The organism is Paraplanobispora siamensis (assembly GCF_016863175.1).
GTDB lineage: Bacteria > Actinomycetota > Actinomycetes > Streptosporangiales > Streptosporangiaceae > Planobispora > Planobispora siamensis.
Window position 1 is genome coordinate 293,905 of the sequence record NZ_BOOJ01000012.1, and the last position, 23,413, is coordinate 317,317.

At 72.7% G+C, this 23,413-nt stretch carries 20 protein-coding genes and 1 riboswitch; of the genes, 8 read left to right on the top strand and 12 right to left on the bottom strand.

Annotated elements, in window-relative coordinates; all coding sequences use genetic code 11:
- Positions 1-138 precede the first annotated feature (138 nt).
- The 3 genes from Psi01_RS06915 to Psi01_RS44035 all read right to left on the bottom strand — a co-directional run bounded on the left by Psi01_RS06915 (position 139) and on the right by Psi01_RS44035 (position 2,321).
- Complete coding sequence (locus Psi01_RS06915) at positions 139-1,821, bottom strand: nitrite/sulfite reductase (protein WP_204063085.1); 1,683 nt, start codon at positions 1,819-1,821, stop codon at positions 139-141.
- 146 nt (positions 1,822-1,967) lie between these two features.
- Positions 1,968-2,051 (bottom strand): putative leader peptide, encoded by an 84-nt coding sequence (locus Psi01_RS44515; protein ID WP_373872355.1) that lies wholly within the window; start codon positions 2,049-2,051, stop codon positions 1,968-1,970.
- 144 nt (positions 2,052-2,195) lie between these two features.
- Complete coding sequence (locus Psi01_RS44035) at positions 2,196-2,321, bottom strand: hypothetical protein (RefSeq protein ID WP_275424495.1); 126 nt, start codon at positions 2,319-2,321, stop codon at positions 2,196-2,198.
- 145 nt (positions 2,322-2,466) lie between these two features.
- Between Psi01_RS44035 and Psi01_RS06920 the strand changes: the two genes are divergently transcribed.
- From Psi01_RS06920 to Psi01_RS06935, 4 genes are all read left to right on the top strand, one after another.
- Entirely contained in the window at positions 2,467-3,468 is a 1,002-nt protein-coding gene (locus Psi01_RS06920) for a YihY/virulence factor BrkB family protein (RefSeq protein ID WP_239127214.1), read from the top strand.
- Positions 3,462-3,541: riboswitch (ZMP/ZTP riboswitch) on the top strand. Its footprint overlaps the gene before it by 7 nt.
- A gap of 46 nt (positions 3,542-3,587) precedes the next feature.
- Complete coding sequence (glyA, locus tag Psi01_RS06925; protein WP_204063087.1) at positions 3,588-4,844, top strand: serine hydroxymethyltransferase; 1,257 nt, start codon at positions 3,588-3,590, stop codon at positions 4,842-4,844.
- A gap of 256 nt (positions 4,845-5,100) precedes the next feature.
- Positions 5,101-6,228, top strand: a complete 1,128-nt coding sequence (gene rsgA, locus Psi01_RS06930) for a ribosome small subunit-dependent GTPase A (protein ID WP_239127222.1) — start codon at positions 5,101-5,103, stop codon at positions 6,226-6,228.
- A gap of 167 nt (positions 6,229-6,395) precedes the next feature.
- Complete coding sequence (locus Psi01_RS06935; protein WP_204063089.1) at positions 6,396-7,112, top strand: phosphoribosyltransferase; 717 nt, start codon at positions 6,396-6,398, stop codon at positions 7,110-7,112.
- A gap of 56 nt (positions 7,113-7,168) precedes the next feature.
- Here the strand turns inward: Psi01_RS06935 and Psi01_RS06940 are convergent, their stop codons facing one another.
- The 4 genes from Psi01_RS06940 to Psi01_RS06955 all read right to left on the bottom strand — a co-directional run bounded on the left by Psi01_RS06940 (position 7,169) and on the right by Psi01_RS06955 (position 10,722).
- Positions 7,169-7,483, bottom strand: a complete 315-nt coding sequence (locus tag Psi01_RS06940) for a WhiB family transcriptional regulator (protein ID WP_184943121.1) — start codon at positions 7,481-7,483, stop codon at positions 7,169-7,171.
- A gap of 104 nt (positions 7,484-7,587) precedes the next feature.
- Positions 7,588-8,526 carry a sucrase ferredoxin gene (locus Psi01_RS06945; protein WP_204063090.1) on the bottom strand — a complete coding sequence of 313 codons (939 nt, stop codon included), beginning with the start codon at positions 8,524-8,526 and terminating at the stop codon, positions 7,588-7,590.
- A 91-nt stretch (positions 8,527-8,617) separates the two neighbouring features.
- Complete coding sequence (locus Psi01_RS06950) at positions 8,618-10,123, bottom strand: glycerol-3-phosphate dehydrogenase/oxidase (RefSeq protein WP_204063091.1); 1,506 nt, start codon at positions 10,121-10,123, stop codon at positions 8,618-8,620.
- Entirely contained in the window at positions 10,120-10,722 is a 603-nt protein-coding gene (locus Psi01_RS06955) for a TetR/AcrR family transcriptional regulator (protein WP_204063092.1), read from the bottom strand. The genes Psi01_RS06950 and Psi01_RS06955 overlap by 4 nt, the downstream gene beginning before the upstream one ends.
- 76 nt (positions 10,723-10,798) lie before the next feature.
- On the opposite strand from Psi01_RS06955, the gene Psi01_RS06960 reads away from it, so the two are divergent.
- A complete protein-coding gene (locus Psi01_RS06960) occupies positions 10,799-12,367 on the top strand; it encodes an FAD-binding oxidoreductase (RefSeq protein ID WP_204063155.1) in 1,569 nt (522 codons plus the stop codon).
- 7 nt (positions 12,368-12,374) lie between these two features.
- Here the strand turns inward: Psi01_RS06960 and Psi01_RS06965 are convergent, their stop codons facing one another.
- The 3 genes from Psi01_RS06965 to Psi01_RS06975 all read right to left on the bottom strand — a co-directional run bounded on the left by Psi01_RS06965 (position 12,375) and on the right by Psi01_RS06975 (position 14,613).
- Positions 12,375-12,857, bottom strand: a complete 483-nt coding sequence (locus Psi01_RS06965; RefSeq protein WP_204063093.1) for an MSMEG_6728 family protein — start codon at positions 12,855-12,857, stop codon at positions 12,375-12,377.
- Between the two features lie 221 nt (positions 12,858-13,078).
- On the bottom strand, positions 13,079-14,206 hold the full coding sequence (locus Psi01_RS06970) for a zinc-dependent alcohol dehydrogenase family protein (protein WP_204063094.1): 1,128 nt from the start codon (positions 14,204-14,206) through the stop codon (positions 13,079-13,081).
- Positions 14,203-14,613: an acyl-CoA thioesterase gene (locus Psi01_RS06975; RefSeq protein WP_204063095.1), complete on the bottom strand. Its 411-nt coding sequence runs from the start codon at positions 14,611-14,613 to the stop codon at positions 14,203-14,205. The genes Psi01_RS06970 and Psi01_RS06975 overlap by 4 nt, the downstream gene beginning before the upstream one ends.
- A 160-nt stretch (positions 14,614-14,773) precedes the next feature.
- On the opposite strand from Psi01_RS06975, the gene Psi01_RS44040 reads away from it, so the two are divergent.
- The 3 genes from Psi01_RS44040 to Psi01_RS06990 all read left to right on the top strand — a co-directional run bounded on the left by Psi01_RS44040 (position 14,774) and on the right by Psi01_RS06990 (position 19,661).
- Complete coding sequence (locus tag Psi01_RS44040) at positions 14,774-16,414, top strand: serine/threonine-protein kinase (RefSeq protein ID WP_275424496.1); 1,641 nt, start codon at positions 14,774-14,776, stop codon at positions 16,412-16,414.
- 64 nt (positions 16,415-16,478) lie between these two features.
- Positions 16,479-17,993: a metallophosphoesterase family protein gene (locus Psi01_RS06985; protein WP_204063096.1), complete on the top strand. Its 1,515-nt coding sequence runs from the start codon at positions 16,479-16,481 to the stop codon at positions 17,991-17,993.
- 48 nt (positions 17,994-18,041) lie between these two features.
- Positions 18,042-19,661: a bifunctional 3'-5' exonuclease/DNA polymerase gene (locus Psi01_RS06990; protein WP_204063097.1), complete on the top strand. Its 1,620-nt coding sequence runs from the start codon at positions 18,042-18,044 to the stop codon at positions 19,659-19,661.
- Positions 19,662-19,820: 159 nt separating this feature from the next.
- Here the strand turns inward: Psi01_RS06990 and Psi01_RS06995 are convergent, their stop codons facing one another.
- Positions 19,821-21,146 (bottom strand): MFS transporter, encoded by a 1,326-nt coding sequence (locus tag Psi01_RS06995; protein WP_239127223.1) that lies wholly within the window; start codon positions 21,144-21,146, stop codon positions 19,821-19,823.
- 106 nt (positions 21,147-21,252) lie between these two features.
- Positions 21,253-23,271 carry a serine/threonine-protein kinase gene (locus tag Psi01_RS07000; protein WP_239127225.1) on the bottom strand — a complete coding sequence of 673 codons (2,019 nt, stop codon included), beginning with the start codon at positions 23,269-23,271 and terminating at the stop codon, positions 21,253-21,255.
- Positions 23,272-23,413: the final 142 nt, after the last annotated feature.

Genomic DNA, 23,413 nt, shown 5'->3' on the forward strand with positions numbered 1-23,413 from the left:
AGGTTCGCACTCCGATTCCGAGAAACTTCAGCTTGAAAGCGCGGGCGCACGAGCGGCAGTACCAGCCGCCGTCGCCCTCGTAGGGCTCCAGGTCCTCTTCACCGCAGTAGGGGCAGTGGAACGGGACCGCACGCTCGCTCACTTGAGGTCCGCCTCGTCGGCGCGCTGGACCCACTCGGCGAAGGTCTCGCCCTCGTTTTTCTGCTTGTCGAAGTTGCGCAGGACCCGCTCGACGTAGTCGGGCAGCTCCGCGGCGGTGGCCTTCAGACCGCGGACCTTGCGGCCGAAGCCGGCGTTGACGCCCAGCGAGCCGCCCAGGTGGATCTGGAAGCCCTCGACCTGCTCGCCGGCCTCGTTGACCACGAGCTGGCCCTTGAGGCCGATGTCGGCGGTCTGGATGCGCGCGCAGGAGTTCGGGCAGCCGTTGACGTTGATGGTCAGCGGCTCGGCGAAGTCCGGCAGGCGGGCCTCCAGCTCGTCGATCAGGTTCGAGGCGGTGGCCTTGGTCTCGACGATCGCCAGCTTGCAGTACTCGATGCCGGTGCAGGCCATGGTCTGGCGGCGGAAGGTGGAGGGGTTGACCCGCAGGTCGTTGGCCTCCAGCTCCGCGACGATGCCCTCCACCTCGTCGGGGGCGACGTCGAGGATGACCATCTTCTGCTCGACCGTGGTGCGGATCCGGCCGGAGCCGTGCCGCTCGGCGATGTCGGCGATCAGGTGCAGCTTGTCGCCGTCGAGACGGCCGACCCGCGGCGCGAAGCCGACGTAGAAGTTGCCGTCCTTCTGCGGGTGGACGCCCACGTGGTCGCGGCGACCGTCGCGCGGCAGCTCGGGCGCGGGGCCGTCGGGAAGGGTGTAGCCGAGGTACTCCTTCTCCAGGACCTCGCGGAACTTCTCCACGCCCCAGTCGTTGACCAGGAACTTGATCCGCGCCCGGTGGCGCAGGCGGCGGTAGCCGTAGTCGCGGAAGATGCCGATCACGCCGCCGTAGACCTCGGAGGCCCGCTCGGGGCTGACGAAGACGCCCAGCCGCTTGGCCAGCATCGGGTTGGTCGACAGGCCGCCGCCCACCCACAGGTCGTAGCCGCGCTCGCCCGCCTCGTTGACGACGCCCACCAGCGCCACGTCGTTGATCTCGTGCACGGTGCAGTGCGCCGGGCAGCCGGAGAGCGCCGACTTGAACTTGCGCGGCAGGTTGGAGTACTCGGGGTTGCCGATGAAGTCGTCCTGGATCCGGCGGATCTCCGCGGTGGCGTCGATCACCTCGTCGGTGTCGATCCCGGCCAGCGGGCAGCCGATGATGACGCGCGGGGTGTCGCCGCAGGCCTCGGTGGTGGACAGGCCCACCGCCTCCAGCCGCTGCCAGATGTCCGGCACGGACTCGATCTCGATCCAGTGCAGCTGGATGTTCTGCCGGTCGGTGACGTCGGCGGTGCCGCGGCCGTACTCGTTGGAGATGTCGGCGATGACGCGCAGCTGCTCCACCGTGAGCTGGCCGCCGTCGATGCGGACGCGGAGCATGAAGTAGCGGTCGTCGAGCTCCTCCGGCTCCAGCACCGCGGTCTTGCCGCCGTCGATCCCGGGCTTGCGCTGGGTGTAGAGCCCGTACCAGCGCATCCTCCCGCGAAGGTCGGCCGGGTCGATGGAGTCGAAGCCGGCCTTGGAGTAGATGTCGATGATCCGCTGACGGACGTTGAGCCCGTCGTCGTTCTTCTTGTTCTCCTCGTTCTTGTTCAGCGGCTCGCGATAACCGAGAGCCCACTGACCTTCGCCGCGCGGGCGCTTGTGGTGGCGGTTGGCCGAACGGGCCGGGGTCGTCATGTGCGCGTCCTTATTCGGAGGTGGGGTGTTTTCCGGGCACGCGCAGGCACCTCCCGCCTCATCGTCGAGTGCGGGGGAAGATCGCTCAGAGAGTGACGCCTGTCAGGTGCCCCGGGCTGCGTCAGGTCAGCGGCGGAGGGCGACGGTCAACGGACGTCACAACAGATGGCGCTACGGACACGCAAAAGGTCGACGTGGCGTCGCACGACGAGCATGGGGTCCGCTGGCATGTCCCTGACGATACCTTGGCGGCCCGAGATGTCCAATATCGGGTCCACACTCTGGACGCACGCGGGCGCATCGCGGGCGCGCGCGGACACACTGCGGACGTGCGGGGCGGCCGGACCGGCAGCGGAAGAGCGGGGGGAGGGGGATCAGCCCTGGCGCGGCCAGTCGAGCGGCGACTCACGGGGCACGTCGGCGGGCTGATGCTGGCAGTCGCACCACGACCCGCCCGGGCACTCCTCGTGGCGGCTGTCTTTGCACTTGTCGCAGATCATGCCTCCCATTGTGCGCTCATCACCCGCTTTCCCCGCGCAGACGGGCGAATCGGCGCGTTGCCGATCTCCACGGGTCCCGCCGGGGCGCCGGACGGCCGATGACCGGGCTCGTTATAGCGGACCGCAGGGCATACCGTTGTGTGGCATGACGTCCACTGAGGCCTCGACGCGGCGGCCCGGGCCCAAGCGGCGCAGACCGCGGTGGGCCCACTCCAGGCTGCGCCGGCACAGTGCCAAGCTGCAGGCCGGACTGTCGTGGGTACGGGGCACCGACACGTGGGCGTTGCTCGTCGCGACGGTCAACGCGGGCATCGCCTACCGCGTCACCGGCCTGGCCGGGGAGGCGGCGTTCTTCGCGCTGCTGTCGCTGCCGCCGTTCGTGCTCGGCCTGATCGGCGTGGTCGGCCAGCTGACCTCGGTGTTCGGCCCGGAGACCGTCCAGGACATCACCGTCTGGATCGAGCTCCAGGCGCACCTGCTGTTCACCGACAACGCCGTGGACAGCGTCGTCACCCCGCTCATCGACGACGTGCTGAACCCGCGCAACCAGGTCTCGCTGATCTCGCTGGGCTTCCTGCTCGCGCTGTGGTCGGGCTCGCGGGCCCTGTTCGTCTACGTGGACCTGATAGCCGTGGCGTACGGCCTGGGCGAGGAACGCGGGATCATCCGCACCCGCCTGATGTCCTTCGGGCTCTATCTCGCGGGCCTGCTGAGCGGGCTGTTCGTCATGCCCGTCCTGGTGCTGGGGCCCGCGGCGCTGCAGGGCGCGCTGCCGCCGGACTACACGGTGCTGGTGGACGTCCTCTACTGGCCGGTGGTCGTCGTCGGCTCCGTCTTCTTCCTCACGCTCCTGTACCACGTGAGCGTCCCGGTGCGCACACGCTGGTGGCGGGAGATGCCCGGGGCCGTGCTGGCCCTCATCATCTGGATCGCCTGCGCCGCCGTGCTGCGCGAGGTGCTCGCGGCGTGGTTCTCGCCGGTGTCCATCTACGGATCGCTGGCCGCCCCCATCGCGGTGCTCCTGTGGCTCTACATCACCGCGCTCGCCGTACTCATCGGGGCCATCCTGAACGCCGAGGTGGACCGCCTGTGGCCGGCCGACGGCACCGGACGCCTCGGCAAGACCGGCCAGTCCGCTATCGTCTAAGCCGCGACTGGCGCATTGGGTGGGTAACCACCGGGGAGCGGAATGGCGGAGGCCGCGCGCCTGGGTCTTCGTGCGTTGTCAACGATGCCCGTCAAAGATGACTAGGGAGTGAAGGCGCCATGAGTTCTCTTTCCAGTGTCGACCCGCAGATCGCCGAGCTGGTCAAGGCCGAGGAGCGCCGCCAGGCCGACACCGTCAAGCTGATCGCCTCGGAGAACTACGTCTCCAAGGCGGTGCTGGAGGCGACGGGGACCGTCCTCACCAACAAGTACTCCGAGGGCTACCCCGGAAAGCGCTACTACGAGGGCCAGCAGGTCATCGACCAGATCGAGACCATCGCCATCGATCGGGCCAAGTCGCTGTTCGGCGTGAACCACGCCAACGTCCAGCCCTACTCCGGCTCGCCCGCCAACCTCGCCGTCTACATGGCCTTCCTCAGCCCCGGCGACACCGTGATGGGCATGGGCCTGCCCTTCGGCGGCCACCTGACCCACGGCTGGTCGGTCTCGGCCACCGGCAAGTGGTTCAACCCGGTCCGGTACGGCGTGCGCAAGGACACCGGCCGCGTCGACATGGACGAGGTCCGCGAGATCGCCCTGCGCGAGCGCCCGAAGCTGATCTTCTGCGGCGGCACCGCGATCCCGCGCACCATCGACTTCCCGGCCTTCGCCGAGATCGCCCGTGAGGTCGGCGCCGTCCTGGCGGCCGACATCGCGCACATCGCCGGTCTCGTCGCCGGCGGCGCCCACCCGTCGCCGGTCGGCCACGCCGACGTCATCTCCACCACGACGCACAAGACGCTGCGCGGCCCCCGCGGCGCCATGCTGATGGCCACCTCCGACGAGCACGCCACGGCGCTGAACAAGGCCGTCTTCCCCGGCCTGCAGGGCGGCCCGCACAACCACACCACCGCGGCCATCGCGGTGGCGCTCAAGGAGGCGGCCACCGAGGAGTTCAAGGCCTACGCCCACCAGGTGGTCGCCAACGCCCGGGCGCTGGCCGAGGAGCTCGCCGCCCGCGGGTTCGACCTGGTCTCCGGCGGCACCGACAACCACCTCATCCTGATGGACCTGACCCCCAAGGGCATCGGCGGCAAGCCCGCCGCGCAGGCGCTGGACCGGGCCGGTCTGGAGACCAACTACAACACCGTGCCGTTCGACACGCGCAAGCCGTTCGACCCCTCGGGCATCCGGATCGGCACCGCCGGCGTGACCAGCCGCGGCATGGGCGAGGGCGAGATGCGGCAGATCGGCGCCTGGATCGACCAGGTCGTCACCGCGCTGGCCAAGGGCGAGGACGAGGCCGAGCACGCCATCACGCGCGTCCTGGGCGAGGTGCGCGAGCTGACCTCCCGCTTCCCGGCCCCCGGCCTGTAGGGCGCCTCTCCGGCTGGCCGCGGGATCCGCGGGCCCCGGAGGGAACTCTCCGCGGTTAAATCATTGTGATCACAGGCCGGGTCCGCGTTATAGTGGGCCCGGCTCCGCCGCTCCGTCAGCAGGGCGGCCATGACATCGGGAGGTGAGGACTATGCGGGTCTTTCTGACGACCATGCCGTCCGTCAGCCTCCGGGTGTCCAGCTAGCCAGTTCCGACACGGGACACCCGGCTTCTTCCGTAAGCCTCACAAAAGGGTGTGTCCACGTTGTCCTCACCAGTTCTGTCTGGTTCCTACGATCTTTCCTCGCTCGGCTGGAACGACTCCCTCTCGGCTGAGCTCCCCGCCGGTACGGTCCCCGCCCGGGTGGCCCGCGTCGACCGCGGCGCCGCCGAGGTGATCGGCGCCGACGGTCATCTCCAGGTCCACTACGGAGCCCGGGTGCGCCGGGCCGCCGCCGCCGACCCGGTGGCCCTGCCCTGCGTGGGCGACTGGGCCGCGCTCCGGCGGCTGCCCGAGGGGCGCTTCGAGCTCGACGGGCTGCTGCCGCGCCGTACCGCCTTCGTCCGGGGCGGGGTGGGCCGCACCTCGCGGGGCGGCCTGTCGGACGACTCCCAGGGTCAGGTGCTGGCCGCAAACGTGGACGTCGTCTTCGTCGCCGAGCCGGCCCTGCACGCCACCGACACCGCCGACCTGGGCAGGATCGAGCGGCTGCTCGCCCTGGCCTGGGAGAGCGGCGGGCAGCCGGTGGTGCTCGTCACCAAGGCCGACCTCATCGGGGAGGGCCTCGACTTCCTGATGGAGGAGGTCGCCACGGCCGCGCCCGGCGTGGACGTGCACGCGGTCTGCTCCCTCACCGGGCAGGGCGTGGACATCGTCCGCGGCTACCTGGGCGGCACCCGCACGGCCGTGGTGCTGGGCGCCTCGGGCGCAGGCAAGTCCACGCTCGTCAACGCCCTGGCCGGGGAGACGGTGATGGAGACCCAGCAGGTCCGCGCCGGGGACGGCCGGGGCCGGCACACCACCGTGCACCGGGAGCTCATCCCGCTGCCCGGCGGGGGCCTGGTCATCGACACCCCGGGCATCCGCCGCGTCGGCCTGTACGACATGGGCGAGGGCGTGGACATGGTCTTCTCCGACATCGAGGAGCTCGCGGAGCGGTGCAGGTTCGCCGACTGCGCCCACGACAGCGAGCCCGGCTGCGCCGTCATCGAGGCGATCGAGGACGGCACGCTCCCCGAGCGCCGGCTGACCAGCTGGAACAAGCTCCAGCGGGAGGCCGCCTGGATGGCCTCGCGGACCGACGCGCGGCTGCGCAAGGAGCAGCAGAACCGGTGGAAGGTGATCCACAAGGAGATGCGGAGGGCGGGACGTAACCGTCCCTGACCCGCGGCCTGTGACACGCGACCGCCTCTGGTCCGCGACCGCCGGTGACCCGTGACGGGCCCGGCGGCGCGGTCCGGTGGCTCTGTCCGGTGGCTCTGTCCGGTGGCTCTGTCCGTCTCCGGCCGGGGGACCGTCACTCCAACAGGGGTATGACCGTTATGTGAGTTATGAGAAGGTTCCTCCGGCCGCGGGCGGGGAACGCCGTGCTCGTGAGCGGTGACGCGGGAGTGCGCCTGCCCTTCACCGGCCGGGCGGAGGCGGGCGAGCTCCTGGCCGGGCGGCTGGCCGGCCTGGGCCTGCGGGCTCCGGTCGTGTTCGCGCTGCCGCGCGGGGGAGTGGCGGTGGCCGCCCCGGTCGCGGCACGGCTCGGAGGCGTGCTCGACGTGCTCGTCAGCCGCAAGATAGGCCATCCGGTCAACCGCGAGTTCGGGGTGGGGGCGATCGCCGAGGGCGGCGAGCCGGTGTTCGATCCGGACATGCTGCGGCGGCTGATGCCGTCGGAGCAGGAGCTGCGCCGGGTGGTCGAGGCGGAGCGGGCCGAGCTGGCCCGGCGGGTCGCGGTCTACCGGGGGAGCAGAAGGCCGCCGGAGCCGGAGGGCAGGGACGTGGTCGTGGTCGACGACGGCATCGCCACCGGTGTCACGGCCAGGGCCGCCTTGCGCGCGGTCAGGTCGCGGGCCCCTGCCCGTCTGGTGCTCGCCGCTCCCGTGGCGGCGCCGGAGACGGTCCGGGCCATGCGGGGGGAGGCGGACGAGATCGTGGTGCTCGCCGCACCACCGGGCTTCCATGCCGTGGGGCAGTGGTACCGGAGGTTCGACCAGCTCGACGACGACGACGTTCTCGGCCTGCTCGACACCTGGGTCCGCGCGCGGAACAACGTGTGATCTCGCAGGGACGCCGGCGAGATCACACGTGCGGGGGAAAGCCGGGTGGAGGTCGTTCAGGCGACGGCGCTGATGCCGGCGCTGGCGGCACGGCGCATGCGACGACGGCGCTCGGAGGCGCGCTCGTCCTCGTTCAGGCCGCCCCACGTGCCGTACTTCTCCGGACGGGACAGCGCGTAGTCAAGGCACTCGGCGCGGACGGGGCACTGGCCGCAGATGGCCTTGGCCTTGCGCTCGCGGATATCACGCTCGGGCTGACGCTCGCCATCGGGACCGAAGAAGAGCACAAGGTCCTCACCCCGGCACGCGGCGTCATCCTGCCAGCCCCAGCTGGGCCGAGGGCGGGCGGTCTGCCGACGTACCTGAGACATGAGAAAACCACCTTCTAGTGAGAAGTATTTCGGGTTACTACCGCATTGGACGCATTTGACGTCCCTGGTGCCAACGCCTGGATAGGCCGCGATGTTCCCTCTAGTCAGGTCAGAGCAGGCGTGGCATACCGCACAGGCGTGAGCCTGTCCAGCGTGACCAGCCGATAGGTGGTGATCGTATCGGCGCAAGCCGTACCACATGGCGTTGGCAACGTCATGGGCTCAACCACTACCCGAAAACGGGTGCCGCTACCGCGCACGATGGCCTCGGTGGCGGCTCCCTCCGACCTGGAGGACTCCACGGCCACTCCGCCGACCGAGAGCTCGCCCGTGTGGGCACGGACGAAATGCTCGGCGGCTTGCAGTGGCTCAGGGATGCCTGCGCGTCCCCGGAAACGGTCGAGAATCACCTCGCCGGACCGGTACGCGTCGACTGCTGCGAGCGCAGCAGCTTGAGACATGCTGCCGTAGTAGAGCCCGTGTGGCAAGCACACCAGATTGGCGGCGTAGCGATCGCCGCCAACATGTGATGTTTCCCATACTCTGTCCGGCCAAACATCGGCCAGGGAACGAGCGAGGGGAAGTCCAATGCGGGCGCAGCACGCGTTGCGCTTGGCGTGCGTACAGACCAGAAAAACCGGCTCACTCACAAGTATGCAGGACTTGGGGACCACTCCGGCCCGAAGAGCCTCCAGGTCAAGATCATCGGGGTCGTCGACGACCCCCTCGGCGAGCCAGGGCTCGGCCGCCGTGGAGTCCGCGACCATGACGTGAATGCCGTCCCCGCCGGGGATTCTGCGCCCCGGCCGGCGGATGAGCTGGGGGCGGATGCCGAGGCTCGTCGCCCGTTTGATAAGAGTGTGAATCTCTTCCGGAAGGTCGCAGTCCTCCAGATGAGAGGCCCAGGGCCCGGAATGCTCGATGAGCAACCAGAAACGGGCCCCGACTGTCGCGCTGGCGTACACCGGGAGCTCGCCGGTGTGGCAGCCCAGGGGGTGCTCGCACCCCTTGGCCGCCTTGCCCAGAACGCTCGCCGCGGTCACACGCTCCCCCTATCCGTGGTTAGGTAAGACTAACCTAACGGATCAGGGGAATCTTTGTGGGTGTAGAAATGCTCAAAGCCGGGAAAAAGATCTACTCCTGATAATCCAGTGCCTTCTGAGCCGCGGGCAGCGCCGCCTGCCTGTCCTCCGCGACCAGGCCGATCCGGGTCCGCCGGTCCAGCAGGTCGCCGGCGTCCAGCGCCCCCTCGTGCCGGACCGCCCAGACGAGCTCGGCCACCGTGACGCCGGTGGGCAGCCGCTCGGCCAGGGCCGGGTCCCGCCCGGCCAGGGTGTGCACGGCCCCCGCCTCGCCGCCGTACCTCTCCACCAGCCGCGCCGGCGCCGTGACGCCCGGGTGCGTGACGCCGACCAGGGGCAGGCGCGCCGTACGGCTGGCGCCCGCGCCCAGGCGGTGGGTGCGGACCGCCAGGTCGACCGCGTCCTCGGCCATCCGCCGGTAGGTGGTGAGCTTGCCGCCCACGACCGTGACCATCCCGTCGGAGGAGGTCAGCAGCGCGTGCCTCCTGGACAGGTCGGCGGTGCGCCCCTCGGCCGCCAGCAGCGGGCGCAGCCCGGCGAAGGCGCCGGCGACCTCCTCACGCCGCACCTCGGTGTCCAGCACCGAGTTGAGCACGCCGAGCAGGAACGTCACATCCTCTTCGGGCGCCTCGGGGACGTCGGGGACCGGCCCCTCCACCGGCTCGTCGGTCAGGCCCACGTAGACGCGTCCGTCGGCCTGGGGCAGCACCAGCGCGAAGCGGTTGCTCTCGCCGGGGATCGGCACGTGCAGCCCGGTGCGCAGCCCCGGCAGGGTCTCCGGCCGCAGCACCAGGTGGGTGCCGCGCGAGGGCCGCAGCCGGATGGCCGGATCGAGCTGCGCGGCCCAGACCCCCGCGGCGTTGATCACGGCCCGCGCCCGGATCGTGAAGGTCTCGCCGGTGAGCTCGTCGCGCACCCGCGCCTCCCGTCCGCCCAGCTCCAGCGCCCGGCACCGGGTCAGGATCCTGGCCCCGTGCGCGGCGGCGGTCCTGGCCAGCGCGACCACCAGCCGGGCGTCGTCGACCAGCCGCCCGTCCCACGACAGCAGCGCCCCGCGCAGCCCGCGCGGGCTCAGCGGCGCGGCCAGCTCGCGGGCCCGCCCGGCGGAGATCCGCGAGGGGCCGGGCAGCAGCCGGCGCGGGGTGCGGGCGGCGGCGCGCAGCCCGTCGCCCAGCCGGTAGCCGGTCATCAGGGTCGCCGCCTGGGAGCCGGAGACCCGCGGGGTCAGCGGCAGCAGGTACGGCTGCGCCCGCACCAGGTGCGGGGCGGTGCGGGCGAGCAGGACGCCGCGCTCCACCGCGCTCTCGTGCGCCACCCCGATCTGCCCCTTGGCGAGATAGCGCAGGCCGCCGTGGATCATCTTGGAGCTCCACCGCGAGGTGCCGAAGGCCAGGTCGCAGGCGTCGATCGCGGCCACCGACAGGCCGCGCGAGGCGGCGTCGAGCGCGGCCCCGGCGCCGGTGGCGCCCAGCCCGACCACCAGCACGTCGACGGTCCGGCCGTCGGCCAGCTCGGCGAGCTCGCGGGAGCGGCGGGCGGCGTTGAGGGAGGACTTCACGGCGACAGGTACCTCTCCAGGAGTGCGGTCAGCTCGGCGTCCAGCTCGTCCCGGGTGACGGGGCCGAGCATGGTGGGGCCGGACAGCAGGAAGGACTGGGCGGTCAGCAGCACGGCCCTGGCCATCGCCACGGGGTCGCCGGGCCGTACGGTGCCCTGCTCCTGACCCCGGGCGACGGCCTGCTCGACGAGGGCGAGCATGGCCTCGTGGCTGGAGCCCCGGCGGTCCAGCAGGTAGGGCAGGAGCAGCTCGGGGTCGACCTCGACGATCTTCCGCCAGAGCGGGTGGCCGCGCAGCTCCCCGACCACCCCGACGGCCGCGGTGACCGGGTCGTCGGTGGCGAAGCGCCCGGCGACGCGCACCCACTCCCTGGTCATCAGGTCGGCGACCAGGCTCCGCACGTCGGGCCAGTGCCGGTAGACGGTCATCCGGGACACCCCGGCCCGCCGCGCCACGTCGGTGAGCGTGGTGCGGCGCACCCCGACGGCGAGGACCACCTCGCGCGCGGCGTCGAGGACGGCCTCGCCGTGCCTGCCGCCCTGGGGCTCCTCGGAGTCGTCGGCCCGGTCTCTGCCCTTATTGTGACGAATGGACGTCATGTGTCACAGTGTAGAGGTGGAAACTCACCGTGCGGAAGTAGAGACCCCGGCGGCCCCGGCGAGCGCCGCCGAACCGATGCTCTGGTCCGGCTGGGGCGACCCCGCCAAGGCAGCGGACCTGCCCGAGCCGGTCGTGAAGCTGCTGCGCGAGGTGCTGGGCGTGCGCCCGCCGGCGAGCCCGGCCGGGAGCTGGGAGGAGGTGCGGCTGCCCGTCACCGTCCTGCCCCCCGAGACGCTGACCGAACTGATCGGCGTGGTCGGCGACGGGTACGTCCGCTCCGGCGACGAGGACCGGGTCCGCCACACCCGGGGCAAGTCCACCCCCGACCTGATGCGCATGCGCGCCGGTGACGGCTCCGACGCCCCCGACGCCGTGGTGCTGCCCGCCTCGCACGACGAGGTGCTCCGGGTGCTGCGGGTCTGCGCCGCGCACCGGGTCGCGGTGGTGCCCTTCGGCGGCGGCACCTCGGTCGTCGGCGGACTGACCCCGGCGCGCGAGGGGTTCTCCGGGGTCGTCGCCCTGGACCTGGCCCGGCTGAACCGGCTCGTCTCGGTGGACGCCGAGTCGATGGTCGCGGAACTGGAGCCCGGCCTGCGCGCGCCGCAGGCCGAGGAGCTCCTGGCCGCGCACGGGTTCACCCTGGGGCACTTCCCCCAGTCCTTCGAGTACGCCACGCTGGGCGGCTTCGCCGCGGCCCGCTCCAGCGGCCAGGCCTCGGCGGGCTATGGCCGTTTCGACGACATGGTGGTCGGCATGACCGTGGCCACCCCGCGCGGCACCCTCGAGCTGGGCCGCGCGCCCAAGTCCGCCGCCGGGCCCGACCTGCGCCAGGTGATCCTCGGCTCCGAGGGCGCCTTCGGCGTGATCACCTCGCTCCGGCTGCGGGTGCGCCCGGTCCCGCAGGTGCGCGTCTACGAGGGCTGGCGGTTCGAGTCGTTCGCGGCCGGGTCGGCCGCGCTGCGCAGGCTCGCCCAGGACGGGCCGGTGCCCACCGTGCTGCGCCTGTCGGACGAGACCGAGACGATGATCGGCCTGGCCAAGCCCGGTGAGCTGGGCGGCATGGCCTCCGGGGCGGGCTGCCTGGTCGTGGCCGGCTACGAGGGCGCAGCCGAGGAGGTGCCCGCGCGGCGCGAGCGGGCCGCCGCGGTCCTGTCCGGGCTCGGCGGGACCTTCCTGGGCACCGAGCCCGGCCAGGCCTGGGCGCACGGCCGCTACGCGGCCCCCTACCTGCGCGACTCCCTGCTCGCGGCCGGGGCCACGGTGGAGACCCTGGAGACGGCCGGGTTCTGGGCCGGCCTGCCGCGCCTGTACGACGCCGTACGGCTGGCGCTGCACGGCGCGCTCGGCTCGCCGCTGGTGATGTGCCACATCTCGCACGTGTACGGCACCGGCGCCTCGCTCTACTTCACGGTCGTCACGGCCCAGAGCGAGGACCCGATCGCGCAGTGGGAGGCGGCCAAGCGCGCGGCGAACGAGGCGATCGCCGCCGCGGGCGGCACCGTCTCCCACCACCACGGCGTCGGCCGCGACCACCGCGGGCCGTACGCCGACGAGATCGGCGAGCTGGGCGTGGAGATCCTGCGCGGGATCAAGGAGCGCCTCGACCCCGAGGGGATCCTCAACCCCGGGGTGCTGATCCCCTGAGGGCCGGTCACCCGGGCGGGGGAGGGGGAGTGCGGTCGGAGGCCGGCCAGACGTAGGGCAGGTCGTCCGGCTCGTCGCCGAAGATCGGGCGGTAGTGGTCGGGGAGCTTGCGCAGCAGGGACGAGCGGTGGCTGAGGTGGAAACCGGGGTCGCCCAGCCAGGGCGGCAGCTCGCCCGCCTGCCCGAGCAGCTCCTGGGAGCGCGGGACCCCGACGCCGCGCCGCTCGGTCAGCTCCCGCGCCATCGTCTCCGAGCAGGTGTCGGCCCGGCCCATGGAGCACCAGTGCCCGCATATCTCCAGGCCGTACCTGACCAGGGCCTCCTCGTAGCCGGTCCACATCCGCACCGCCGGGTGGTTGCGCCAGCCGTACCCCGGCACGGTCAGCGCGCGCAGCACCTGGAGCGTCTCGACCCGCTGCTTGCCGAGCCGCAGCGGGTCGAGGACCGCCGCGGTGGCGGCGAAGTCGGGATAGGGGAGGAAGGTCTGCATCGCCGTCCTCGGATCAGGGGCGCGGGTACGGCGTGCCCGTCGGGCCCCGGGACGCCGCGCCGGGGTCGGTCCGCCGGCCGTGCCAGGCGTGTACCCGCCCGGACGCCGGGCACGCGGGCCGGAGGGAAAGCGCCCCTGGGCGCCGGGTCAAATGTCCGCCGGGGCGGACCGGGTGGTGGACCGGGCGCCCGCCGGAACGACCGCGGGCGGTCGCCGGGGTCTCAGAAGACGATCACCTGGCGGACCGCCTCGCCGGTGTGCAGGCGGTCGAAGCCCTCGTTGACCTCCTCCAGGGTGAGCCGGTGCGACAGCAGCGCGTCCACCGGCAGGATCCCCGCCCTGTACATCTCGACGAAGCGCGGGACGTCCCGGCGCGGGACGCACGAGCCCAGATAGCTGCCCTTGAGCGTGCGCTCCTCGGCGACCAGGCTCAGCGCGGGCAGGACCAGCTCGCGGGAGGGGTCGGGCAGGCCCACGGTCACCGTCGTGCCGCCTCGGGCCGTGGCCCGGTAGGCCTGCTCCAGGACCGGGACCACCCCGGTGGTGTCGACGACCTTCTCGGCGCCGCCGCGGGTGATCTCCCGGATCGCCTCGACGGCGTCCGGGCCGCCCGCGACTGTGTGCGTCGCGCCCAGCTCGCGCGCCAGCTCCAGCTTGGACTCCACCACGTCGATCGCGACCAGCGTCGCCGCTCCGGCCGCCTTGGCCGCCAGCAGCGCGGCCAGCCCGACCCCGCCCAGGCCGAACACCGCGACGCTGTCGCCGGGCGCGACCCGGGCGCTGTAGAACGCGGCGCCCGCGCCGGTCAGGACGGCGCAGCCGAACAGCGCGGCGATCTCGGGGGGCAGCTCCGGATCGACCTTGACCGCCGAGCGCGCCGAGACGACCGTGTACTCGGAGAAGGCCGAGACGCCGAGATGGTGCCAGGGGCGGCCGCCGGAGGCGTCGCTGAAGCGCAGCCCGCCGCCGAGCAGGGTGCCGCTGCCGTTGGCCGCCGCGCCCGGCTCGCACAGCGCGGGACGGCCTCCCGAGCAGGGGGCGCAGTGCCCGCAGGCCGGGACGAACGCCAGCACCACGTGGTCGCCCGGGGCGAACTCGGTGCCCTCGCCGACGGCCACGACCTCGCCCGCGGCCTCGTGCCCCAGGGCCATGGGCAGCGGGCGCAGCCGGGAGCCGTTGATCACCGACAGGTCCGAGTGGCACAGCCCCGCCGCGCGCACCCGGATCAGCAGCTCGCCGGGGCCGGGCGGGTCGAGCGTCAGCGGTACGACCTCCAGGGGGCGGGAGTCCGCGTAGGGGGCCGGGCGGCCCGACTCGACCAGGACCGCGGCCCGGGTGGAGGTGCTCATTCGTCGATCACCATTTTCTCCATGGCGGCGCGCAGCGGCGCCGGGATCTCGGCGGGCCTGCGGTTCTCCCGGTCCACGAAGACGTGGACGAAGTGGCCCTCGGCCACGACCGTCTCCCCGTCCTCGCGGAACAGGCCCAGCTCGTAGCGGACGCTGGAGCGGCCCAGCTTCCCGATCCTGAGCCCGACCCTGACGGCCTCGGGGAAGGAGATCGCGGCCTTGTAGACGCAGTGCGACTCCACGCACAGGCCGATGACGTCACCGTCGTGGATGTCCAGGCCCGCGGTCCTGATCAGCCACGTGTTGATCACCGTGTCCATCAGCGAGTAGTGGACGGCGTTGTTCATGTGGCCGTAGACGTCGTTGTCCTTCCACCGTGTGGGGACGGTCTCCCAGTGCGCGTACACGGACAGAACTATATTCCAGAGCCGTACGGCGGGCGCCCCCGGGTCACGGCGGCCGATCTTTCCGGCGGACGGGCGGATGGCGGCCGTTTGCTTACACCTGTGTCACTTTTGGAGGAAATCTCCGCTCTGCTGTGATCAGTCCAACCTATGATCGTCCGCTGTGACCGCATACGGAGTTCCTCCCATGCTCGCGCTGGAGCCCGCCGATCCGGTCGAGCTCGGTCCCTACCGGATCGCCGGGCGTCTCGGCCGGGGCGGCATGGGCACGGTCTACCTCGCCGAGGGCCCGTCGGGACCGGTGGCGATCAAGGTGATCAACCGGCACCTGGCCGCCGACCCGGAGTTCGCGGCGCGCTTCCGCAGCGAGGTGGCCGCCGCCCGCAGGGTCAGCCGCTTCTGCACCGCCCCGGTGCTGGACGCCCGGCTGGAGGGGGAGCCGCTCTGGGTGGTCACCGAGTACGTGGCGGGTCCCGACCTCGCCCGCCTGCTGCGCGACCAGGGGCCGCTGACCGGGTCCAACCTGGAGGCGCTGGCCGTCGGAGTGGCGACCGCGCTGACCGCGATCCACGGCGCCGGGGTGGTGCACCGCGACCTCAAGCCCGCCAACGTGCTGCTGTCCCCGCTCGGCCCCCGGGTGATCGACTTCGGCATCGCCCGCGCCCTGGACGCGGGCCGGGGGCAGACCGTCACCGGCAAGATCCTCGGCACCCCGGAGTACATGGCGCCCGAGCTGATCTCCGAGGGCAGGTCGGGCCCGCCCGCCGACGTCTTCGCCTGGGGCTGCGTGGTGGCCGCCGCCGCGACCGGCGCCTCGCCCTTCGCCTCAAAGACCGTGCCGGAGGCGCTGTACCGGGTCGTCCACGACACCCCGGACCTGAAGGGGGTCGACCCGGGCCTGCGCGAACTGGTCGGGGCGGCCCTGGACAAGGACCCGCAGGCCCGGCCCTCGGCCAGGGACCTGCTGTCCGGGCTGGTGGGACAGCAGGAGGCGCAGGACACCGCCCGGGTGGCGGGCACGATCCGGCTCAACCTCTCCGGCCTGGTCGCGCCGACCGCCCGGCTGGCGCCTGCGGGGGAGCCCGCGGGCAGGGTCCGCTCTCCGCGGCGGCCGTACCTGGTGGGCGGCGCGGTGGCCGGGGTGCTGCTGCTGGCGGCCGCCGGGGTGTTCGCCGTGCGGGCGCTGCCGCAGGGGCCGCCCGAGATGACCGACGTGCTGTACCAGGACGACTTCGGCAACGACAAGTCCGGCTGGTACAGCGACGGCACCCGCGTGGACGTGGCGCACGGGTACACCGGGGACGGCCGCTACACGATCGCCTCCGACCTCTCGAACAACTCCCGGTACGCCGCCGCGCCGGTCAACGCCGAGCTCCCCGAGCACGCCCTGGTCAGCGTCAAGGCCGATCTCGCCGCGGGGGTCCCGCACAACGCGTGGGGCGGGGTCTTCTGCGAGTACAGGCTCGATGAAAAGCAGTTCTCCTACTACGTCGCGGAGGTCCGTCCCGACGGGCGCGCGCGCATCCGCAAGTCCACCGACAAGACCTCCCTGGATCTGACGCCCGACGTCCCGGTGCCGGGGTTCAAGAAGGCCGGTCTGGTGCTGCGGGCGGAGTGCGAGCGGGAGGAGGGCCGGGTGAGGGTGAGCCTGTGGGCGGGCGACGAGCCGGTGGCCGAGGTCGTGGACGAGGCGGGCGACGCCAGGGGGAAGCCCAAGTACGGGCTCGGCGCCGCCAAGTGGCCCGGGGAGCAGCCGGACACCCGCGTGTACTTCGACGACTTCCGGATCGGCCGCCTGCCCTGAGGATCTTTACTCCGGCGCTCCCCGAACCGCCGCGTGATCGCCCAATCATGGCCAGAATATGACCATGGTGGATGTCGGGCAGGCCGCGGAACGCGGGCGTGAGGTCTCCTCCCGGGTCTCGCAGGAGGGCGCGGGCTGGGACTGCGTCGAGATGGGCACGTTCAAGGACCTGCGGCCCAACACGGAGTCGTTCTCCTGGCTCAACCCGCGCACGCTCTGGAGGTCGCGCAACGAGATCCTCGCCGCGCTGTTCGGGGACCCGTCGGGCCAGGTCAGGGCGCGCTGGGTGGGCTCGCAGCGCGACCGGGGCGTCGACCCGTCCTTCCGGATCCCGATGAGCGTCGGCCCGGAGTTCTCCTTCCTGGTCCTGGGGGACACCGGCGAGGGCGACGCCTCGCAGTACGCCGTGGTCCCCGGCATGCTCAGGATCGGCGAGGGGACGGACTTCGCGGTCATCGCCAGCGACGTGATCTACCCCACCGGCTCCGGCAACGAGTACGAGGACAAGTTCTTCCGCCCCTATCAGAACTACCGGGCGCCGATCTACGCCGTCCCCGGCAACCACGACTGGTACGACGGGCTCGGCGGCTTCATGCGGGTCTTCTGCGACGCCCGCGCGCTCGCGGCCCGGAGAGAGGGCTTCAAGCTGTCGCCCTCCGGGCTGCGCGGGCTGCTCTGGCGCAAACCGGAGAAGATCGACGAGGGCCGGCTGGCCAGGGCGCGCGAGCGCCGGGCGCTGCCCGGGCAGCAGGCCACCCAGCCGGGGCCGTACTGGGCGATGGAGACCCCGACGCTGCTCATCGTGGGGGTCGACACCGGCATCCGCGGCGAGCTGGACCGCGAGCAGGCCAACTGGCTCAGGGAGGTCTCGCGTGACCCCCGGCCCAAGATGCTGATCACCGGTAAGCCGATCTACACCCGCAACGAGTACAAGCCGTCGAAGCTGGAGGGCGGCGGCACGATCGACGACATCGTGCGCGACCCCCTGCACAACTACGTCGCGGTCATCGGCGGGGACGTGCACAACTACCAGCGCTTCCCGGTCAAGGTCGGCGAGCGGGCGATCCAGTACATCGTGGCGGGCGGGTCCGGGGCCTTCACCCACGCCACCCACACGACGCCCAGGATCACGGTCGGCGGCGTGCACGAGGACGACTACAAGTGCTATCCGCTGCGCGGCGACTCGCTGTCGCTCTACAGCAAGCTCTACAGCGAGCGGCTCCGCATGCGCTGGCTCTATCTCACACCGGACGAGGCCATGTGCCTGATGTCCGGCTACATCGGCAACACCCCGCCGCGGCCGATCGACGGGGTGAAGATCACCCGGCGGATGCGGTGGGCGGCGCGCTGGCTCGGCGCCATGCCGCTGCCGCTGCCGATCCGGCTGCCCGTGGAGAAGGTCTTCCACCGGTACGTGTCGGAGCTGTCCGATTGGGACGACCCGCCGTTCTTCAAGAGCTTCCTGCACGTCTCGGTCACCCCGGACGCCCTGCGGATCCGCTGCTTCGCCGCCACCGGCTGCCTGCCCCAGGAGCTCGAACCCCCGCTCGAAGACGAGGTCTCCATCCCGCTCGCCTGATCGAATCGCCTGATCGGAAACGTCGGTGGCGCGTGGCACGCTGGAGGCGTGAACGTCGTGGTCGTGCCGGGAGCCGAGGGCGGCGGCCTGCTGCGTCCCGAGGGCCGGCCGTCCGTGGCCGTGACGGACCTGGCGGCCGCGGCGCGGGAGCTGGAGACCGGGCGCGCGGAGGGCGGCGGCGCCGGTCCGCCGCGCTGGGTCTGGGCCGACACGCGCGAGGTCTACCCCGCCCTGCTCCGGCGGGGCGTACGGCTGTCGCGCTGTCACGACCTGGCGCTGACCGAGGGCCTGCTGCTGGCCCACGAGGGCCGCTACGGCGAGCCCCGCTCGGCCCGCGCCGCCCACGCGCGGCTGCACGGCCTGCCGGTCCCCGACGACCACTCCGCGCCCGAGGCGCGGCAGGCCACGCTGTTCGACGAGGAGCCGCCCCCGCTCGACGCCGAGCTGGTCGCCGAGGTCCACGCCGACCAGCTCCGGCGGATCGAGGCGCTGCCCGACCCGCACCGGTTCCGGCTGCTGGTGGCGGCCGAGTCGGCCGGGGCGCTGATCGCCGCGGAGATGGGTCACGACGGCATGCCGTGGCGGCGGGCCGAGCACGACGCGCTGCTGCTGGAGATGCTCGGCCCGCGCCCGGTGCACGGCATGCGCCCGGCCAAGCTCCAGGCGCTGGCCGACCGGGTCGCGGCCGTGTTCGGCACGGCGTTCAACCCCGACTCCTCCCAGCAGATCGTCAAGGCCTTCAAGGCGGCGGGGCTGACCGTCTCCTCGGCCAGGGCCCACGAGCTGCGGCGCGTCGACCACCCCGGCGTCGAGCCGCTGCTCGCCTACAAGGAGCTGGCCAGGTTCTACAGCTTCCACGGCTGGGCCTGGGCCGACCAGTGGGTCCGCGACGACCGCTTCCGGCCGGAGTTCGTGGTGGCCGGGGTGGTGACCGGCCGGTGGGCCACCAGCGGGGGCGGCGCGCTGCAGCTCCACAAGACCATGCGCAGGGCCGTGATCGCCGACGAGGGCTGGACGCTCGTCGTCGCCGACGCCGCCCAGCTCGAACCCCGGGTGCTGGCCGCGATGGCCGGTGACGGCGGGCTGGCCCGGGCCGCCGGGCAGATCGACCTCTATCAGGCGCTCGCCCAGGCGTTCGGCGGCGACCGCGACCACGCCAAGATCGCCATGCTCTCGGCGATGTACGGCGGGACCAGCGGTGATGCCCCCAAGCTGCTGGCCGTGATGCGCCAGCGCTTCCCGGCCGCCTACCGGTTCGTGGAGGACGCCGCGCGGGCGGGGGAGGAGGGCCGGCTGGTCCGCTCCTGGCTGGGCCGCACCTGCCCGCCGCCCTCGGCCCGCTGGCGGGAGCTGGTCTCCGGCCCGGAGGGCATGCGGGCGGCCCGCGACCGGGGCCGCTTCACCCGCAACTTCGTGGTGCAGGCGACCGCGGCGGAGTGGGCGCTGGCGCTGATGGCCGTGCTGCGCGGCCTGCTGCCCGACCCCGCCCGGCTGGTGTTCTTCCAGCACGACGAGGTGATGGTGCACTGCCCGGCGGGCATGGCGGACGAGGTGATCGCCGCGGTCGGCCGGGCCGCCGAGGAGGCGACCCGCCTGCTGTTCGGCGCCACCCCCGTCCGCTTCCCGATGGGCGCCGTCGCCGTGCGCTGCTACGCCGACGCGAAATAGCCCTCGCGAGACAGTCCTCGCGCGATCGTCCTCGCGAAACAGGGCCTTTGCGAAGCAGGTCCCTCGCATGACGGCCCTCTCCGCACCGGGAGCGTCCGCACCCGGAGTCCCGCGGGAGCGGGGAGCCGTGGCGTTCCCCGGGGACCGGTCAGGCGGTGGTCATCGGCGGTCGAGGGCCAGCCAGAGGCCGGTGGCCGTGACCAGGACCGCCACGGCCGCGCCGAGCGTGCCGTAGGACAGGACTTCCACGATCACCCCGGCGATGACCGTGCCGGTGGCGCCGCAGCCGTTCATCACCAGGTCCGACAGGCCCTGCACGGCGGGGCGCCGCTCCAGGGGCACGGCCTCGGTGAGCATGGCCGAGCCCGAGACCAGGCAGCACGACCAGCCGAGCCCGAGCAGTATCAGCCCGGCGGTCACCTGGGTCACGCCGTGCTCGCCCGCCGTACCGGCCAGGACGGCGGAGACGAGCAGCAGCGCCATGCCGAGGACCAGCACCCGGGCCCGGCCGATCCGGTCGGCGAGCCATCCCACCAGCGGGGACAGGACGTACATCCCCACGACGTGCAGGCTGATCACCATCCCGATGACGGAGAACCCGGCGCCGTGCTGGTGGAGGTGGATCGGGGTCATGGACATGATCGACACCATCGAGGTGTGACCGATCGCGATCGCGGCCAGCGCCCGCAGGGCGGCCGGCGACTCGCGCAGCGACCGCCAGGCGGTGCCCAGCGTGCCCTTGGACCTGCCCGCCGCCGTCCCCTTGCCCGGTCCGGCCGCGCCCTTCCCGGGGTCCGCGGCCGCGCCGCCGGCGTCCCCGGACTGTGCGGCAAGGGAACGGGCCAGGACCAGGGGGTCGGGGCGCAGCCCGGCGGAGATGATGATCACGGCGAGGGTGAAAGCCAGCAGGGCCAGCACGAACGGGCCGGTGTAGGCGGCCAGGCCCAGCCGCCGGCCGAGGTCCTCGGCGGGCTGGGCGAGGTTGGGGCCGGCGACCGAACCGATGGTGGCGGCCCACACCACCCACGACAGGTGCCGGGCGGCGTGCCCCGGAGGGGACAGGTCCGTGGCCGAGTAGCGCGAGGCCAGGTTGCCCGCGCTGCCGCTGCCGAACAGCACCAGCCCGGCCAGGAGCAGGGGCCAGGACCCGATGGTGATGGACAGCACCGCGAGCAGGCAGCCGAGGATCGCGCAGCCGTAGGCCAGGGTCAGGCCCGTCCGCCGCCCGCTCCTGCCGGCGGCCTTGGCCGTGGGCAGCGCGAGCAGCGCCGCGCCGAGCACGGTGGCGGTGCCCGCCAGCCCGCCCACCGCCTTGGAGCCGGACAGGTCGGTGACCACCACCGAGCTGAGGGTGAACCCCACGGCGACCCCCATCCCGCTGGTGACCTGCGCGGCGGTCAGGACGCCGAGCGTCCGCCGCTGCGCCGCGGCGACGTCTGCGGGACGGGCAGGGGGCGAGCCGGTGGGCGTACGAGCTGTAGTCACGAGTGAAGTCTGCCATCACTCGTGACGCTTCTCCCGTGGATAAACGCCGTAGACGTCACCGCCCCGCCGGACGCCCGGGAGATCGGCTCCCGGGGTCCGCGGGAGGTCAGATGCCGGGGTCGAAGGTGGAGAAGAAGGCGTCGATCGTCGTGCGGCTCTTCTCCCAGTCGAGATCCTTCACCAGGATCGAGATCTGGTAGGCGCTGTCGCCGCTGACCACCGCGTAGCGGGTCAGGCCGTGCATCGGGACGATGCCGCCGGGCTGGACGTAGGTGTACTCCCAGTCGGCGGCCTTCCAGCCGCCGTAGGTGACCGGCGTCACCCCGACCTCGATGTACTCGTCCAGGCCCGTCTTGTCGACCTTGCCCAGCGCGGAGACCGGGTCAGCCACGGGGACCTCGGTCACGACGATGCTCCGGCCGCTGTTCTTCGGCCCGGAGAAGGTGACGGTGCCGTTCTCGCCCGCCTTCACCGTCCAGTTGCCGGGCACCGCGGCGGAGATGCCGCCCCCGCTGAGCTTCTTGAAGCCCTTGGGGATCTCGGCCTGCGCGCGGGAGGGCGTGGCCGGGTCGGCGGGCGCGGAGATCGAGGGCGCCGAGGAGGTCGCCTCGACGTCGGAGGAGTCGCCCTGCGTCAGGAGCAGCACCGTGGCGATCACCACGCCCACCGCCCCGACCCCGGCGACCAGCATCAGGCGCGTGGTCGGGCGCCCGTCGCGCATCCAGTCCTCACCGGAGGACTCCCGGCGGCGCGTGCTCCTGCGGCCCTCGGAGCGGGCGCTCTCGCGCCCGCGTCCCGTCCGGGTGGGACCGGTGTCCAGGGCCTCGCGGGCGGAGGCCTGCACCGGCAGGATCGGCGGGACGGGAGCGCCCGGAGCGGGGGCGGGCCGGGCCGGCGCACTCTGGGCGAACTCGCCCGAGGCGCTGCGCAGCGAGTCGAACGGGTCGGAGTCGAGCAGGTCCCCGGAGGGCCGGCTCAGCTCCGCGGAGGTGCTGCGCAGGGCGTCGTAGCCGCGCTGGGGTCCGCCGGGCGGGCTGCCCGGAGCGGCGAACGGGTCCGCCGGAGGAGCGGAGGAGGCGTGCATGTCGGTGCGGTGCGCCCCCGAGGGGCTGGACAGCGCGTCGTGGCCGGCCGGGTACCCGCCGGACTGGCCGCTCTGCGGGTCGTACGGCACGCGCACCGGGCCCGAGGGGGTCTCGATGATCCGCGAGGGCATCGGTCCCGACGGCGCGTCCAGCGGCGGCATGAGGTGCATCGGCAGGGAGTTGCCGGGGACCGGCATCACCGCCGGGACCTGGGAGTTGGGCCCCCGGTTCGGGGTGTTGGAGCCGTGGCTGCGCAGCACCTGCTCCAGCAGGTCGGACACCTGGGAGGCGGGCATGCGGTCGGCCGGGTTCTTGCGGAGCAGGCCGTCGATGACGCCGGTCAGCGCCCCGGCGCGCTGCGGCCGGGCGGGCTCCTGGGTGAGGATCGCGCCGAGGACGGCCATCGCGTCGGGCCCCTCGTACGGCGGCCGCCCCTCGACGGCGGCGTACAGCGTGGCGCCGAAGGACCACAGGTCGGCCGCCTGCGTGATCGGCTGCCCGGAGAGCCGCTCCGGCGGGATGTAGGCGGGCGAGCCCATCAGCAGGCCGGTCTGGGTGATCGTGACGTCGCCCTCGATGGCGGCGATGCCGAAGTCGGTGAGCACCACCCGGTCGGCGGTCAGCAGCACGTTGCCGGGCTTGATGTCGCGGTGCAGGATCCCGGCGGCGTGCGCGTGGCGCAGCGCGTCCAGGACGCGGATGCCGATCTCGGCGGCCTGGCTCACCGGCAGCGGCCCGCTCTGCCGTACGGCCTGCTCCAGGGACCAGGCGCGGACCAGCTCCATCACGATCCAGGGACGGCCGTCCTCCTCGACGACGTCGTGGACGGTCACGATGCCCGGGTGGCTTATCCGGGCGGCCGAGCGCGCCTCGCGCATCATCCGGCGGTGGGCCACCTGCTTGCCCGCGTGGTCCAGCCCGTAGGGGAGGATCAGCTCCTTGACCGCGACGTCCCGGTCGAGCAGCACGTCGTGTGCGTGCCAGACCATGCCCATGCCGCCGCGGCCGACCGGCGACATCAGGCGGTAACGCCTGCCCACCAGCCGTCCCTGGCCTTCCGGCGCACTCCCGGTGATGTTCGCACCCTCCGGTCCAGGGGGCACTCTGCCGACCAAGCGATCCGCTGACATACCCCGCTCCCCCAGTCCAAGCCCTATTTGTGAGGTTGAACACGATATCGGG